This window comes from Pseudomonas sp. 91RF (assembly GCF_003576265.1).
Classification (GTDB): Bacteria; Pseudomonadota; Gammaproteobacteria; order Pseudomonadales; family Pseudomonadaceae; genus Aquipseudomonas; species Aquipseudomonas kribbensis.
Window position 1 is genome coordinate 411,523 of record NZ_QWFC01000024.1, and the last position, 13,463, is coordinate 424,985.

General features: G+C 60.5%; 13 protein-coding genes. 8 read left to right on the plus strand and 5 right to left on the minus strand.

What is annotated here, in order from left to right:
* Window positions 1-48 precede the first annotated feature (48 nt).
* Window positions 49-903, plus strand: coding sequence for a D-hexose-6-phosphate mutarotase (locus DXT77_RS13050; protein ID WP_119427879.1), 855 nt, complete (start codon window positions 49-51; stop codon window positions 901-903).
* A 41-nt stretch (window positions 904-944) separates the two neighbouring features.
* Here DXT77_RS13050 and DXT77_RS13055 read toward each other — a convergent pair whose 3' ends face one another.
* On the minus strand, window positions 945-1,805 hold the full coding sequence (locus DXT77_RS13055) for a MurR/RpiR family transcriptional regulator (protein WP_169842436.1): 861 nt from the start codon (window positions 1,803-1,805) through the stop codon (window positions 945-947).
* Between the two features lie 226 nt (window positions 1,806-2,031).
* Here DXT77_RS13055 and zwf point away from each other — a divergent pair, with 226 nt between their 5' ends.
* The 4 genes from zwf (at window position 2,032) to DXT77_RS13075 (ending at window position 5,770) form a co-directional block, all read left to right on the plus strand.
* Entirely contained in the window at window positions 2,032-3,498 is a 1,467-nt protein-coding gene (zwf, locus tag DXT77_RS13060) for a glucose-6-phosphate dehydrogenase (RefSeq protein ID WP_114885036.1), read from the plus strand.
* Window positions 3,485-4,198, plus strand: coding sequence for a 6-phosphogluconolactonase (pgl, locus tag DXT77_RS13065; protein ID WP_119427880.1), 714 nt, complete (start codon window positions 3,485-3,487; stop codon window positions 4,196-4,198). Before zwf ends, pgl begins: the two co-directional genes overlap by 14 nt.
* 17 nt (window positions 4,199-4,215) lie before the next feature.
* Window positions 4,216-4,881 carry a bifunctional 4-hydroxy-2-oxoglutarate aldolase/2-dehydro-3-deoxy-phosphogluconate aldolase gene (locus DXT77_RS13070; RefSeq protein ID WP_119427881.1) on the plus strand — a complete coding sequence of 222 codons (666 nt, stop codon included), beginning with the start codon at window positions 4,216-4,218 and terminating at the stop codon, window positions 4,879-4,881.
* Window positions 4,882-5,053: 172 nt separating this feature from the next.
* Complete coding sequence (locus tag DXT77_RS13075; RefSeq protein WP_119427882.1) at window positions 5,054-5,770, plus strand: intradiol ring-cleavage dioxygenase; 717 nt, start codon at window positions 5,054-5,056, stop codon at window positions 5,768-5,770.
* Here the strand turns inward: DXT77_RS13075 and DXT77_RS13080 are convergent.
* On the minus strand, window positions 5,767-6,948 hold the full coding sequence (locus DXT77_RS13080) for an aminotransferase class V-fold PLP-dependent enzyme (RefSeq protein ID WP_119427883.1): 1,182 nt from the start codon (window positions 6,946-6,948) through the stop codon (window positions 5,767-5,769). The two genes, DXT77_RS13075 and DXT77_RS13080, sit on opposite strands and share 4 nt — an antisense overlap.
* 30 nt (window positions 6,949-6,978) lie before the next feature.
* Complete coding sequence (locus tag DXT77_RS13085) at window positions 6,979-7,215, minus strand: DUF3820 family protein (protein WP_003213031.1); 237 nt, start codon at window positions 7,213-7,215, stop codon at window positions 6,979-6,981.
* A gap of 204 nt (window positions 7,216-7,419) precedes the next feature.
* Between DXT77_RS13085 and DXT77_RS13090 the strand changes: the two genes are divergently transcribed.
* Window positions 7,420-7,887, plus strand: coding sequence for a PA2169 family four-helix-bundle protein (locus DXT77_RS13090; RefSeq protein ID WP_025112834.1), 468 nt, complete (start codon window positions 7,420-7,422; stop codon window positions 7,885-7,887).
* Window positions 7,888-8,015: 128 nt separating this feature from the next.
* Here DXT77_RS13090 and DXT77_RS13100 read toward each other — a convergent pair whose 3' ends face one another.
* Together DXT77_RS13100 and DXT77_RS13105 are read right to left on the minus strand one after the other, a co-directional pair.
* A complete protein-coding gene (locus DXT77_RS13100) occupies window positions 8,016-8,486 on the minus strand; it encodes a MaoC family dehydratase (protein WP_003227420.1) in 471 nt (156 codons plus the stop codon).
* A gap of 42 nt (window positions 8,487-8,528) precedes the next feature.
* Window positions 8,529-9,473: an alpha/beta hydrolase gene (locus tag DXT77_RS13105; RefSeq protein WP_119427885.1), complete on the minus strand. Its 945-nt coding sequence runs from the start codon at window positions 9,471-9,473 to the stop codon at window positions 8,529-8,531.
* A gap of 248 nt (window positions 9,474-9,721) precedes the next feature.
* Here DXT77_RS13105 and fadD2 point away from each other — a divergent pair, with 248 nt between their 5' ends.
* Window positions 9,722-11,410, plus strand: a complete 1,689-nt coding sequence (gene fadD2, locus DXT77_RS13110; protein WP_119427886.1) for a long-chain-fatty-acid--CoA ligase FadD2 — start codon at window positions 9,722-9,724, stop codon at window positions 11,408-11,410.
* 351 nt (window positions 11,411-11,761) lie between these two features.
* Window positions 11,762-13,459, plus strand: a complete 1,698-nt coding sequence (gene fadD1 / locus DXT77_RS13115) for a long-chain-fatty-acid--CoA ligase FadD1 (protein WP_085709665.1) — start codon at window positions 11,762-11,764, stop codon at window positions 13,457-13,459.
* Window positions 13,460-13,463: the final 4 nt, after the last annotated feature.

Sequence of the window (13,463 nt, forward strand, 5' to 3'; positions counted from 1 at the left end):
GGAAAGGGGTGTCGCAGCCCATGAAAGTTGAATCTGGAACCGTGGCCCATGCATGAGCATCCGCTGCAACGCTTCTTCAAATCCTTGCGCGAACGACCGGTGTTCGCCTGGGAGCGCTATCAGATGCGCGATGTGCTGGTGATCGACCATCCGCTGTGTCAGGCGGTGTTCAGTCGTCAGGGTGCGCAGTTGCTGCACTTTCAGCCGCGCGGACAAAAGCCGTGGCTGTGGTGCGCGGCGAAGTGGCCGCATGTCGGCGCAATCCGTGGCGGTGTGCCGGTTTGCTGGCCGTGGTATGGCCGCCATCCGAGCGAAAACGCATGGCCCTCCCATGGCTGGGCGCGATTGCTGGACTGGAAACTGCTCGACAGCAGCACCGCCGATGACGGCGTGCGCCTGCATTGGCAATTGCAGCTGTGCGATTGGCAAGTAGACCTGCACGCGCACCTGGGCGAACGCATGGAATTGCGCCTGAGCACCGAGCATCAGGACGACATGCCGTGCCAGTTGAGCCAGGCTTTGCACGCTTACTGGCGTATTGGCGATGTGAGTGAGATAGCGCTGTCTGGGCTCGAAGGGGCGCAGGGTTATGACCAGTTGAACCGTGAAGTCTGTCAGCAGGAAGGCGAGTTGCGGGTTGATGGTGGCTGTCAGCGGGTGTTCCAGCACGACGGCGAATTGCAGCTCAAGGATCATGCCTGGCAGCGCGAGTTGTGCATCGATACCGGTGACAGTGCGGACACGGTGGTCTGGCACCCGGGGGCGCGGCCGTTGTTGGGCGTGACCTGGGATGAGATCTCGGAATTTGTCTGTGTTGAAGCGGCGGCGGGGGGCACCGACAGCCTGCATCTGGCGCCGGGGGAGAAGGCGCATTTGAGCTTGCAGGCGTGGGCCGCTGCTTAGTCATTGCTCCCACGCGTAAGCGTGAGAGCGATCAGCGCGAACTAGTTGAACTCGTCACCCACCGGATACCGGCTGGCGTTCAAGCTCTCTTTGATCTTGCGCAAATGCGGCTGGAAATCCACCCCGCGACGCAATGTCATCCCCGTCGCCAACACATCCAGCACCGTCAACTGAATGATCCGCGAGGTCATCGGCATATAGATGTCGGTGTCTTCCGGCAGCGGAATGTTCAGGCTCAGGGTGCTGGCCTTGGCCAGTGGCGAGTTCTCGGCGGTCAGGCCCAGTACCGAAGCGCCGTTCTCCCGGGCGATGCGCGCCACTTCCACCAGCTCGCGGGTGCGGCCGGTGTAGGAAATGATCACGAACAGCTCGCCGGTGTGCGCCACTGAAGCAATCATGCGTTGCATCAGCACGTCGGCGTGGGCGGTGACGGCCAGGTTGAAGCGGAAGAACTTGTGCTGGGCATCCAGCGCCACCGGGGCCGAGGCGCCGAGGCCGAAGAAGTGGATCTGCCGGGCCTGGATCAGCAGGTCGACGGCGCGGCTGATCAGGTTCGGGTCCAGCGCCTGGCAGGCGCTGTCCAGCGAGGCGATGGCGCTGCCGAAAATCTTCTGGGTGTAGGCTTCGGGATTGTCGTCGGCTTCCACTGCACGGCTGACGTAAGCCGCGCCGCTGGCCAGGCTCTGGGCCAGTTGCAGCTTAAGTTCGGGGTAGCCGCTGACGCCGAATGAACGGCAGAAACGGTTGACCGTCGGTTCACTGACCGAGGCGGCCTGTGCGAGGGCGGCGATGCTGAAGCGGGTAGCCTGCTGCGGGTTGAGCAGGATCACTTCGGCGACTTTGCGTTCGGCCTTGTTCAGCTCTTCAAGGCGACTCTGGATCTGTTCCAGTAAATTTCGCACGCGGTCCATAAGAATTCCTAGATTCACCGGCGCCGATAAGCGCGCGGCTATGCAAATTGGGCCTTTGATGTGGCCCGTGACGGTGGCCTATCCTACTGATGGCTCCGACCGACCACCACTCGGAATCTGTATTTTGCGAAAATGTTGTGGTTATTACTACATTTTCCCTTGAGTGATGCCTTGAAAAAAGGTATTTGTAGCTTAACTTGATAAAAGAACAAACATCATGCCTTCGATTACGGTAGAACCGTGCACCTTCGCCTTGTTCGGCGCCCTGGGCGATCTGGCCCTGCGCAAGCTGTTTCCTGCCCTTTATCACCTGGATGGCGCCGGCCTGCTGCACGAGGACACGCGTATTATCGCGCTGGCCCGTGAAGAAGGCACCGAACAGCAGCACATGGCATTCATTGCCGCCGAACTGCGCCGCTACGTGGGCAAGGAACTGGATGAGGCCGTGGCCGAGCGCTTTCTGGCGCGCCTGACCTATCTGCACGTCGACTTCCTCAAGGCTGAAGATTACGCGGCGCTGGCCGATCTGGCCGGCACCAAACAACGCATGATTGCCTACTTCGCCACCCCGGCGGCGGTGTACGGCGCGATCTGCGAGAATCTGGCGAAGGTCGGTCTGGCCGAAAACACCCGTGTGGTGCTGGAAAAACCGATCGGCTCGGACCTCGAATCTTCGCGCAAGGTCAACGACGCCGTGGCGCAATTCTTCCCGGAGAACCGCACCTACCGCATCGACCATTACCTGGGCAAAGAGACCGTACAGAACCTGATCGCCCTGCGTTTCGCCAACAGCCTGTTCGAAACCCAGTGGAACCAGCATTACATCTCCCACGTGGAAATCACCGTGGCCGAGAAGGTCGGCATCGAAGGCCGCTGGGGCTATTTCGACAAGGCCGGGCAGCTGCGCGACATGATCCAGAACCACCTGCTGCAACTGCTTTGCCTGATCGCCATGGATCCGCCGGCCGATCTGTCCGCCGACAGCATCCGTGATGAAAAGGTGAAAGTGCTTAAGGCCCTGGCGCCGATCAGCCCGGAAGGCCTGACCACTCAGGTAGTGCGCGGTCAGTACATTGCCGGCCACAGCGAAGGCAAATCCGTACCGGGTTACCTCGAAGAACCGAATTCCAACACCCAGAGCGACACCGAAACCTTCGTCGCCCTGCGTGCCGACATCCGCAACTGGCGCTGGGCCGGCGTGCCGTTCTACCTGCGCACCGGCAAGCGCATGCCGCAGAAACTGTCGCAGATCGTCATCCACTTCAAGGAACCGTCGCACTACATCTTCGCCCCGGAGCAGCGCCTGCAGATCAGCAACAAGCTGATCATCCGCCTGCAACCGGACGAAGGCATTTCCCTGCGGGTGATGACCAAGGATCAAGGCCTGGACAAGGGCATGCAGCTGCGCAGCGGCCCGTTGCAACTGAATTTCTCCGACACCTGGCGCAGCGCGCGGATCCCCGACGCCTACGAGCGGTTGTTGCTGGAAGTGATGAACGGCAATCAGAACCTGTTTGTCCGTAAAGATGAAATCGAAGCCGCGTGGAAATGGTGTGACCAGTTGATCGCCGGGTGGAAAAAATCCGGTGACGCGCCCAAGCCGTATGCGGCCGGGTCGTGGGGGCCGATGAGCTCCATTGCATTGATCACGCGGGACGGGAGGTCGTGGTATGGCGATATCTGATGTGAAACTGCCCGCGGGCGTGAATGCCCACGAGTTCAAGAGCCCGGTGCTGCTCGCCGAAGGTCTGGCGCTGAATGTCGCCAAGCAGTTGAGCGACGCACTGGCGGCGCGCGGCAACGCGGTGCTGGTGGTGTCCGGCGGTCGCAGCCCGGTGGCGTTTTTCCAGCACCTGGCCAAGCAGGAGCTGGACTGGTCGAAGGTCGTCGTGACGCTGGCCGACGAGCGCTGGGTACCGGTCGAGCACGCCGACAGCAACGCTGGTTTGCTCAAGCAGTATCTGCTCAAGGGCCCGGCGGCCAAGGCGCAGTTCCTTAGCCTCTACAGCGCGGCGGCCAACGTCGAGCAGGCTGCGGAGCAGGCCGATCGGTTGCTCGCCGAGTTGCCGCCCATCGACGTGCTGGTGCTGGGCATGGGCGATGACGGTCACACCGCGTCGCTGTTCCCGGACAGCCCGAACCTGGCAGAAGCGCTGCAAACTGATGGCACCCGTCGTTGCTGGCCGATGCTGGCGCCGAGCGTACCGCGTCAACGCCTGACCATGAGCCGGGCGCTGCTGGCTTCGGCGAAGCACAAGATTCTGTCGATTTCCGGTCAGTCGAAACTGACCACCCTGAATGCCGCACTGGCATCCAACGACGTCGCCGCCATGCCGGTTCGCGCGTTTCTGCAACCTACGTTAGAGATTTACTGGTGCCCATGAGCCAAGGAACAGCCGCTATGACAACCCCATCCCCGACCGTTTCCATGGCGGACAAAGTTGCCCTGATCGACAGCCTCTGCGCCAAGGCGCGGATCCTGCCGGTGATCACCATCGCCCGCGAACAGGACGTGCTGCCGCTGGCCGACGCCCTGGCTGCCGGTGGTCTGACTGCGCTGGAAGTGACCCTGCGTTCGCAGTTTGGCCTCAAGGCGATCCAGATCCTGCGCGAACAGCGTCCGGAACTGGTAACCGGTGCCGGCACCGTGCTCGACCGCAACATGCTGGCCGCAGCCGAAGCGGCCGGTTCGCAGTTCATCGTCACCCCGGGCATCACCCGTGACCTGCTGGAAGCCAGCGTCGAAAGCTCGATCCCGCTGCTGCCGGGCATCAGCAACGCCTCCGGCATCATGGAAGGCTATGGCCTGGGTTATCGCCGCTTCAAGCTGTTCCCGGCTGAAGTCAGCGGCGGCGTGGCAGCGATCAAGGCCCTCGGCGGCCCGTTCGGCGAAGTGAAATTCTGCCCGACCGGCGGCGTGGGCCCGGCCAACATCAAGAGCTACATGGCGCTGAAAAACGTCATGTGCGTGGGCGGTAGCTGGATGCTTGATCCGGAGTGGATCAAGAACGGCGACTGGGCCCGCATTCAGGAATGCACCGCCGAGGCACTGGCGCTGCTGGACTGATCGCTTCACCCGACACTTCGTTGTGTGTTCTACGGCTTTAACGGTGCGCTTGGTCGGTGCACCGTTTTTTTTTGCCTGAAAAAGCTTTCGTTATCTTGCGATACATAGTTACCGCACCTGGCTTGGCGTGTGGCGTTAACCTGCGTTCATCTTATGGAAGAGAGAACGCGTCATGGATAACCAGCCTTCAGCCCCATCGGTTTATCAACTGGCCCCCGAGCAAGTCGCCGGGCCGTATTTTCGCAATCCCAAGCTGTTGCGCCGCAATATCAGCGAAGGTGCCGAGGGCCTGCCTTTGCTGTTGCGCCTGACCATCGTCGATGCCATGACCGCCGAGCCGGTCAGCGGCGCTCTGGTGGATATCTGGCACTGCAATGCGCGAGGTGCCTATTCCGGGTGGAGCCGGGTCAACCCGGATCTGGAAGTCGACGTTGAAGACATCGGCTCGATCCCACGAACCGACGATGATACTTACCTGCGTGGCGGCCAGTTCAGCGATCACAAGGGCAGGGTGCGTTTCACCACGATCTATCCGGGGTTTTATGCCGGGCGTGCCCTGCACATTCACGTGGCGGTGCGCATCGTCGCCGGCAACGAATACCTTGATGAGCGCAATGTGGCCTGGGTCGGACAGCTGTACTTTCCGGAGGTGGTTTCTCGCGGTGTGCTCAACGCCAAGGCTTATCGTGGGCGGGCGTCCTCACCGCTGAACAACTGCCAGGACCACTACTACACCCGGATGTGCGGGGAGGCCTCGACGCTGACGGTCTGGCCGATCGGCCGTGAATCCCACGAGGACGGCTACTTCGGCCACCTCACGATCGGCATCGACACCTTCGCGGTGTCGTCGCAGATCAAGCCCGAAGATTTCGACAAATACACGGTTTAACGCAGTTCATTCAGCGCCAGAACCAGCGACTGAATCTCCGCCGCCGTCGTGGTCAACGACGGCGTGATGCGGATGCACGGCCCGCAGGCCGCGCCGTTGCGCACCACGGTGAACAGGTTGTAGTCGTTGAGCATGCGTTCGACCATCGCCTGCTGGTCGGCATGCCGGGTAAAGCGCATCGAGGTGATGCCGCAATACAGACGCGGGTCGTCCGGGGTGGTGACCTCGATGCCCGGCAGGTTGCGCACGGCGCTGACCCACAGGTTGCGCAGGTAGTTCACCCGTGCACCCTTGGCCGCTGCGCCACCGAGTGCACGGTGCTCTTCGAACACCAGTGGCAGGGTCATCAGCGCCGGAATATTTGGCGTGCTGTAGGGCGTGCGCGAGCGAATGTCGTTGAGCGGGAAATGCATCTCGCCCATGTCCGGGTCGATGTCCGCCAGACGCTGCGGAGCGATATACAGAAAACCCAGGGTCAGCGGCGAGCCGATCCATTTGTGCAGGTTGTACCCGGCGAAGGCGATGCCCAGTGCTTCCAGATCGAACTCCATCTGGCCGAGGGCGTGGGCGCCGTCGAGGATGATATCGACGCCATGTTCCCTGGCCAGCGCGGCGATGGCCTGCACCGGCATCACCAGTCCGGTGCGGTGGGTGACGTGTGTCAGCGCCATCAGCTTGAGCTTCGGATACCGGATGAAGGCCTCGCGGTAAGTCGCCAGCAGGCTGTCGAAGCTGGCCGGGTGAGTGTGCTCGATCTCGATCACCTCGACCCCGCGATGGCGGGCCAGCCAGCGCATGGCGCCCTTGACCGTGTCGTATTCCAGATCGCAGATCAGCACTTGATCGCCAGGTTCGAGGCGGTTGTAGTTGCGGATCAGCGACTGCAGGCCGGCGGTGGCGTTCTGAGTGAAGGCGATGCTTTGCGCGCGCACGCCGATCAGCTCGGCCAGTTGCGCCCGGATGTCGAGGCTATCGTGCTGTTCGAAGCGTTGGCGCACGTAGATCGAGTTGCTGTTGTTGATCTGTTCGATATGGCGCTGATAGTCCTCGACCACCGTGCGCGACATGCGCCCGAAGTAGCCGTTTTCCAGGTTCACGGGGGCGGGATGGCGGTCGTAACGGTCGGCGAAGGTTTGCCAGAAGGCTTCGTCTCGGGCGCGGCGGGTGTTATCGGGCATGGTCGACTCGACTCGGATCAGGGTGACGCCTCAGTGGCGCGGGGCGGGTTTGCCGTGTTTTGCGCGCAGCGGTTCAAGCAGCTCCGACAGGCCGTTGTGATCGATTTCCTGCATCAGCGCCAGCAGGCCGCCGAGTTCGCCGTGAGGGAAACCTTCCCGGGCGAACCAGTTCAGGTACGGGCCGGGGAGGTCGGCGATGATCCGTCCCTTGTACTTGCCGAAGGGCATTTCGCGGGTGATCAGCAGTTCGAGTTTTTCGGGATTCATTGCGGGTATCGTCTGAGTTCGTAACAGTCTGGAAAATACAGGCATTCTGCATGCAGGCCAAATGACAGATCATGCAAATAACAGGCATACAGATTTCTGTTTTATTTATAACTCATTGAAAATTAACAATTAAATTTCTCATAAAAAGCTGGCACGACCACTGCAACACTCCTTGTATCTCTCACCCACGCAAGGAATTGAAAAATGACTGACATGAATAAAGAAGCCATCTCCGTCCTCAACGACCTGATCGAAACCAGCAAGGACGGTCAGGAAGGGTTCAAGACTTGCGCTGAGGACATCAAGCATCCTGAACTGAAAGCCCTGTTCGCGAAACGCTCCGCCGACTGCGCTACCGCTGCTGCCGAGTTGCAGGCGACCGTGCGTTCGATGGGCGGCGATCCTGAAACTTCCACCAGCGTCAGCGGTGATTTGCATCGTCGCTGGGTCGACGTCAAAGCGATGTTCACTGGCAAGGACGAAGAAGCGGTGCTCAACGAAGCCGAGCGCGGTGAAGACCACGCCCTGAAGGCTTATCGTGAAGCGATCGAGAAGATCAACAAGCACAACCTGGTCGGCATTCGTGATCTGGTCGAGCGTCAGTACCACGGCGTTCAACGCAATCATGATCAGGTGAAAGCGCTGCGCAATCAGGCTCGCGCACGTTCGTAAGCCTCACTGAAAAAAAAACTGTGGGAGCGAGCCTGCTCGCGATTACGGACTGACATTCAACAGTGATGTTGACTGATCTGGCCCTATCGCGAGCAGGCTCGCTCCCACTTTGTTTTTTTGCAGGACAATCAGCCGATGCTGATGGCCGGCAAGGTCGGCAGGGTAACGGTCTGCTGTTTGCGCGGCGCCAGGATCTCGGCTTCACCGTCCACCACCAGCTCATCGCGCTGGTTGAATACGCGAGTGGCAATGCGTACGCGGAATTTCGGCAGTTTCTCGAGGATTTCCAGGCGCACGGTCAGTGTGTCGCCGATCTTCACCGGCTTCTGGAAGCTCATCTGCTGACCGATGTAAATGGTGCCCGGCCCGGGCAGTTCACACGCTACCGCCGCACTGATCAGCGCACCGCTGAACATGCCGTGGGCGATGCGTTCCTTGAACATGCTGGCGGCGGCGAACTCGGCGTCCAGGTGCACCGGGTTGTGGTCGCCGGACATCGCGGCGAACAGCTGAATGTCGCGCTCCTCGACGGTCTTGCTGTAGCTGGCGGTCTGGCCGACTTCGAGGGCTTCGTAAGGGATGTTGGTAACCTGGGTCATCGGTCTTGATTCCTGTGAAGGATTAAATGAATCCACAAAAAATTATTCGCTGCGGTGTGGACGGGGATGGCTCAGCGCCTGGTCGATCCAGGCCAGCACATCGGCAGTCACTTCGTCGCGGTTGGTCTCGTTGAACAATTCGTGCCGCGCCTGCGGGTAGATCTTCAGTTGCAGGTTCTGGCTGCCGGCCGAGCGCAAGGCATCGGCCAGATCAGTCAGACGCTTGCCTTCGCTCACCGGATCACATTCGCCGCCAATCACCAGCAGCGGCAGGCCCGGGTCGATCTGGGCGAGATTGGACGCTTTGCTGATTTGCTGCAACCCGCCGAGCAGGTCGATCCACAACTGATTGGTGCAGCGAAAGCCGCAAAGCGGATCGGTGGCGTACTTGTCGACTTCGGCCGGATCGCGACTTAGCCAGTCGAACGCGGTGCGTGCCGGTTTGAATTTGTTGTTGAACGAGCCGAACGACAGCCATTCGATCAGCGCACTGCGACCCTTGGCGCCCTGGCGCAGCTTTTCGAACCGGGCGATCTGCCGGGCCGCGCGGTATAGCGCAACCGGCTGGAAATTCGAGCCGCTGAGAATCGCGCCGTGCAGGCTGGCGCTGTGATGCAGCAAATAAGCCTGGGCAATGTAGCTGCCCATGCTGTGCCCGAGCAGCACGATCGGCACGCCGGGATGGCGCTGGCCGATGTGCTGGTTGAGGTTCGCCAGATCACCGACCACCTTGCACCAGCCATCGTCGTCGGCGAAATGCCCGAGCGTCCCATGATCGGCGGTTTTGCCATGCCCGCGCTGATCGGGTGCATATACACCGTAGCCTTCGGCGCAGAACGATTCGGCCAGTCGTGCATACCGGGCGCTGTGCTCGGCCATGCCGTGGGCCAGCAGAATCACCGCCTTCAGCGGCGCGTTTGGCAGCCACTGGTTGACGAAGAGGCGGCTGCGGTCACTCGCGTCCAGCCAGAAAGTGTCGTGGATCATGGCGATTCCTTTTGCGGCATGCTTTTGTTGCAGGGGATTGCAGAGAATGCATTGTATAGCGCGTCCGATCAGCTCACGCCACGGCAGGAAGATTCACACGATCAATGAGGACGCCGCCCATATTTGCCTGAATGACCATAGCTGCTAGTGTCCGTGAAGCCCCGCTTTTTGCTCTCGGCTTTTTCAGGGATAGAAAGAAATGACAGCGAAGCGGCCCCGGATCGGCTCAGGTAAAGAGGACAAGAACAATGCAACCTGATTTCTGGAATGACAAACGCCCGGCGGGCGTACCCCTGGACATCGACGCGAATGAGTTCAAGTCGGTGATCGAGGTGTTCGAGCGTTCCTGCAAGAAATTCGCTGATCGCCCGGCGTTCAGTAACATGGGCGTGACCCTGACCTACGCCGAACTCGAGCGCCAGAGCGCCGCGTTCGCCGGTTACCTGCAAGCCCATACCGATCTGGCGCCGGGGGATCGCATCGCGGTGCAGATGCCCAACGTCCTGCATTATCCGATTGCCGTGTTCGGTGCCCTGCGCGCCGGGCTGATCGTGGTCAACACCAACCCGCTGTACACCGCGCGGGAGATGCGCCACCAGTTCAAGGACTCCGGTGCCCGGGCGCTGGTGTACCTGAACATGTTCGGTCAGAAGGTCCAGGAAGTGCTGCCGGACACCGACATCCAGTACCTGATCGAAGCGAAGATGGGCGACCTGATGCCCACCGCCAAGGGCTGGCTGGTCAACACCGTGGTCAGCAAAGTGAAGAAAATGGTCCCGGCGTATTCGCTGCCCCAGGCGATTTCCTTCAAGAGCGCGTTGCGCATGGGCCGAGGCCTGGGCATCAAACCGCTGAAGGTCGGCCTGGACGACATCGCCGTGCTGCAATACACCGGTGGCACTACCGGCCTGGCCAAAGGGGCGATGCTCACCCACGGCAATCTGGTGGCCAACATGCAGCAGGTTCGCGCCTGCCTCGGCCAGTTCGGCAGCGACGGTCAGCCGTTGTTACGCGAAGGCCAGGAAGTGATGATCGCGCCGTTGCCGCTGTACCACATCTATGCCTTCACCGCGAATTGCATGTGCATGATGGTGTCCGGCAATCACAACGTGCTGATTACCAACCCGCGTGACATCGGTGGCTTCATCAAGGAGCTGAAGAACTGGAAGTTCTCGGCACTGCTGGGGCTCAACACCCTGTTCGTCGCGCTGATGGATCATCCGGACTTCAAGACCCTGGATTTCTCCACGCTCAAACTCACCAACTCCGGCGGCACCGCGCTGGTCAAAGCCACCGCCGAACGCTGGGAGCAGATCACCGGTTGCCGCATCACCGAAGGTTACGGCCTGACCGAAACCTCGCCGGTGGCCTGCACCAACCCTTACGGCGAGCTGTCGCGAATCGGCACGGTCGGCCTGCCGGTGCCGGGCACCCGGTTGAAAGTCATCAATGACGACGGTGTAGAGCAACCTTTGGGCGAGCGCGGCGAACTGTGCATCAAGGGCCCGCAGATCATGAAGGGCTACTGGCAGAAGCCCGAGGCCACCGCCGAGGTGCTGGATGCCGAGGGCTGGTTCAAGTCCGGCGACATTGCGGTGATCGACCCGGACGGTTTCGTGCGCATCGTCGACCGCAAGAAAGACATGATCATCGTCTCCGGTTTCAACGTGTACCCGAACGAAATCGAAGACGTGGTGATGGCCCACCCGAAAGTCGCCAACTGTGCGGTGATCGGTGTGCCGGACGAGCGTTCCGGGGAAGCGGTGAAGCTGTTTGTGGTGGCGCGGGAAACCGGGGTCAGCCTGGAAGAGCTGAAGGCCTACTGCAAAGAGAATTTCACGGCGTACAAGGTGCCGAAACACATCGTACTGCGTGAGTCGTTGCCGATGACGCCTGTCGGGAAGATCCTGCGGCGGGAGCTGCGCGATATCGCATAGGCCAGCGTGAAGTAAAAAGATCGCAGCCTGCGGTAACGCCTCCAGGAAACACGTTTCCGGTTCCGGAGTTGCCGCAGGCTGCGATCTTTTGCTTTGAAGGCCCGGTAAACCGGGACTTTCAGGGTGTTATAGGATTTTTGCTCTAAAATGACTGCCAATAGTTCTTGAGTCATTAAAGTGACCATGCGGGCCACTTTTGGCTCTGGTCGACCCTTGGCAAAGCTGCTACTCTCGGCGCGCTTTGTGACTTCTCGGCCTGATAAAAAGCCAGATTCACCAATACAAAACAAACACCAATAATAATCGCATCAAATGCGGTGCTGAATTCGCGTTGCTGAGGAGTGGGCTTCCATGATCGAAGACTTTTGGAAGGATAAGTACCCCGCTGGAATTGCTGCCGACATCAATCCAGACGAGTACCCGAATATTCAGGCAGTGTTGAAGCAATCCTGCCAACGCTTCGCCGACAAACCGGCGTTCAGCAACCTGGGCAAGACCATCACCTACGGTGAACTGTACGAATTGTCCGGTGCGTTTGCCGCTTATCTGCAACAGCATACCGATTTGCAGCCCGGTGATCGAATCGCCGTGCAACTGCCCAACGTGTTGCAGTACCCGGTCGCCGTCTTCGGTGCCATCCGCGCCGGGCTGATCGTGGTCAATACCAACCCGCTGTACACCGCGCGGGAAATGGAACACCAGTTCAATGACTCCGGTGCCAAGGCGCTGGTGTGCCTGGCGAACATGGCGCACCTGGCCGAAGCCGTGGTGCCGAAAACCGGCGTCAAACACGTCATCGTCACCGAAGTTGCCGACCTGCTGCCGCCGCTCAAGCGTCTGCTGATCAACAGCGTCATCAAGTACGTGAAGAAAATGGTTCCGGCCTACCACCTGCCAAAAGCCGTCAAGTTCAACGACGTGCTGAGCAAGGGCCAGGGCCAGCCGGTTGCCGAAGCCAACCCGAACAGCGGCGACGTCGCCGTGCTGCAATACACCGGCGGCACCACCGGCGTGGCCAAGGGCGCGATGCTCACCCATCGCAACCTCGTCGCCAACATGCTGCAGTGCAAGGCGCTGATGGGCTCCAACCTCAATGAAGGTTGCGAGATCCTGATCACCCCGCTGCCGCTGTATCACATCTATGCGTTCACCTTTCATTGCATGGCGATGATGCTGATCGGCAACCACAACATCCTGATCAGCAACCCGCGCGACCTGCCGGCGATGGTCAAGGAACTGTCGAAGTGGAAGTTCAGCGGCTTCGTCGGCCTCAACACGCTGTTCGTGGCCCTGTGCAACAACGAAGGTTTCCGCAAGCTGGATTTCTCGGCGCTGAAAGTCACCCTGTCCGGCGGCATGGCCCTGCAACTGGCCGCCGCCGAGCGCTGGAAAGCAGTCACCGGTTGCCCGATCTGCGAAGGCTACGGCATGACCGAAACCAGCCCGGTGGCCACGGTCAACCCGATCCAGAATATCCAGATCGGCACCATCGGCATTCCGGTGCCGTCGACCCTGTGCAAAGTTGTCGACGACGCCGGTGTCGAGCAGCCGCTGGGCGAAATCGGCGAGCTGTGCGTCAAGGGGCCGCAAGTGATGAAGGGCTACTGGCAGCGCCAGGAAGCCACCGACGAGATGCTCGACAGCGAAGGCTGGCTGAAAACCGGCGACATCGCGGTGATCCAGCCGGACGGCTACATGCGCATTGTCGATCGCAAGAAAGACATGATTCTGGTCTCCGGTTTCAACGTGTACCCGAACGAACTGGAAGACGTGCTGGCGACCCTGCCGGGCGTGTTGCAGTGCGCAGCCATCGGCATTCCGGACGAGAAGTCGGGCGAAGCGATCAAGATCTTCATAGTCGCCAAGCCAGGCGTCACGCTGACCAAGGAAACGGTGATGGAGCACATGCGCGCCAACGTCACCGGCTACAAGGTGCCGCGTTCGGTGGAATTCCGCGATGCGCTGCCGACCACCAACGTCGGCAAGATCCTGCGCCGCGAACTGCGCGACGAAGAGCTGAAGAAGATCAAGGCCAAGAGCGCCGCCTAAAACC

Bases quoted from the DNA above. Each gene is read 5' to 3' on its own strand.
- DXT77_RS13100 (WP_003227420.1), bottom strand. From the start codon at position 8,486: ATGACCCAGGTTACCAACATCCCTTACGAAGCCCTCGAAGTCGGCCAG.
- DXT77_RS13080 (WP_119427883.1), bottom strand. From the start codon at position 6,948: ATGCCCGATAACACCCGCCGCGCCCGAGACGAAGCCTTCTGGCAAACC.
- DXT77_RS13050 (WP_119427879.1), top strand. From the start codon at position 49: ATGCATGAGCATCCGCTGCAACGCTTCTTCAAATCCTTGCGCGAACGA.
- DXT77_RS13090 (WP_025112834.1), top strand. From the start codon at position 7,420: ATGACTGACATGAATAAAGAAGCCATCTCCGTCCTCAACGACCTGATC.
- DXT77_RS13085 (WP_003213031.1), bottom strand. From the start codon at position 7,215: ATGAATCCCGAAAAACTCGAACTGCTGATCACCCGCGAAATGCCCTTC.
- DXT77_RS13105 (WP_119427885.1), bottom strand. From the start codon at position 9,473: ATGATCCACGACACTTTCTGGCTGGACGCGAGTGACCGCAGCCGCCTC.
- fadD2 (WP_119427886.1), top strand. From the start codon at position 9,722: ATGCAACCTGATTTCTGGAATGACAAACGCCCGGCGGGCGTACCCCTG.
- fadD1 (WP_085709665.1), top strand. From the start codon at position 11,762: ATGATCGAAGACTTTTGGAAGGATAAGTACCCCGCTGGAATTGCTGCC.
- zwf (WP_114885036.1), top strand. From the start codon at position 2,032: ATGCCTTCGATTACGGTAGAACCGTGCACCTTCGCCTTGTTCGGCGCC.
- DXT77_RS13070 (WP_119427881.1), top strand. From the start codon at position 4,216: ATGACAACCCCATCCCCGACCGTTTCCATGGCGGACAAAGTTGCCCTG.
- DXT77_RS13075 (WP_119427882.1), top strand. From the start codon at position 5,054: ATGGATAACCAGCCTTCAGCCCCATCGGTTTATCAACTGGCCCCCGAG.
- pgl (WP_119427880.1), top strand. From the start codon at position 3,485: ATGGCGATATCTGATGTGAAACTGCCCGCGGGCGTGAATGCCCACGAG.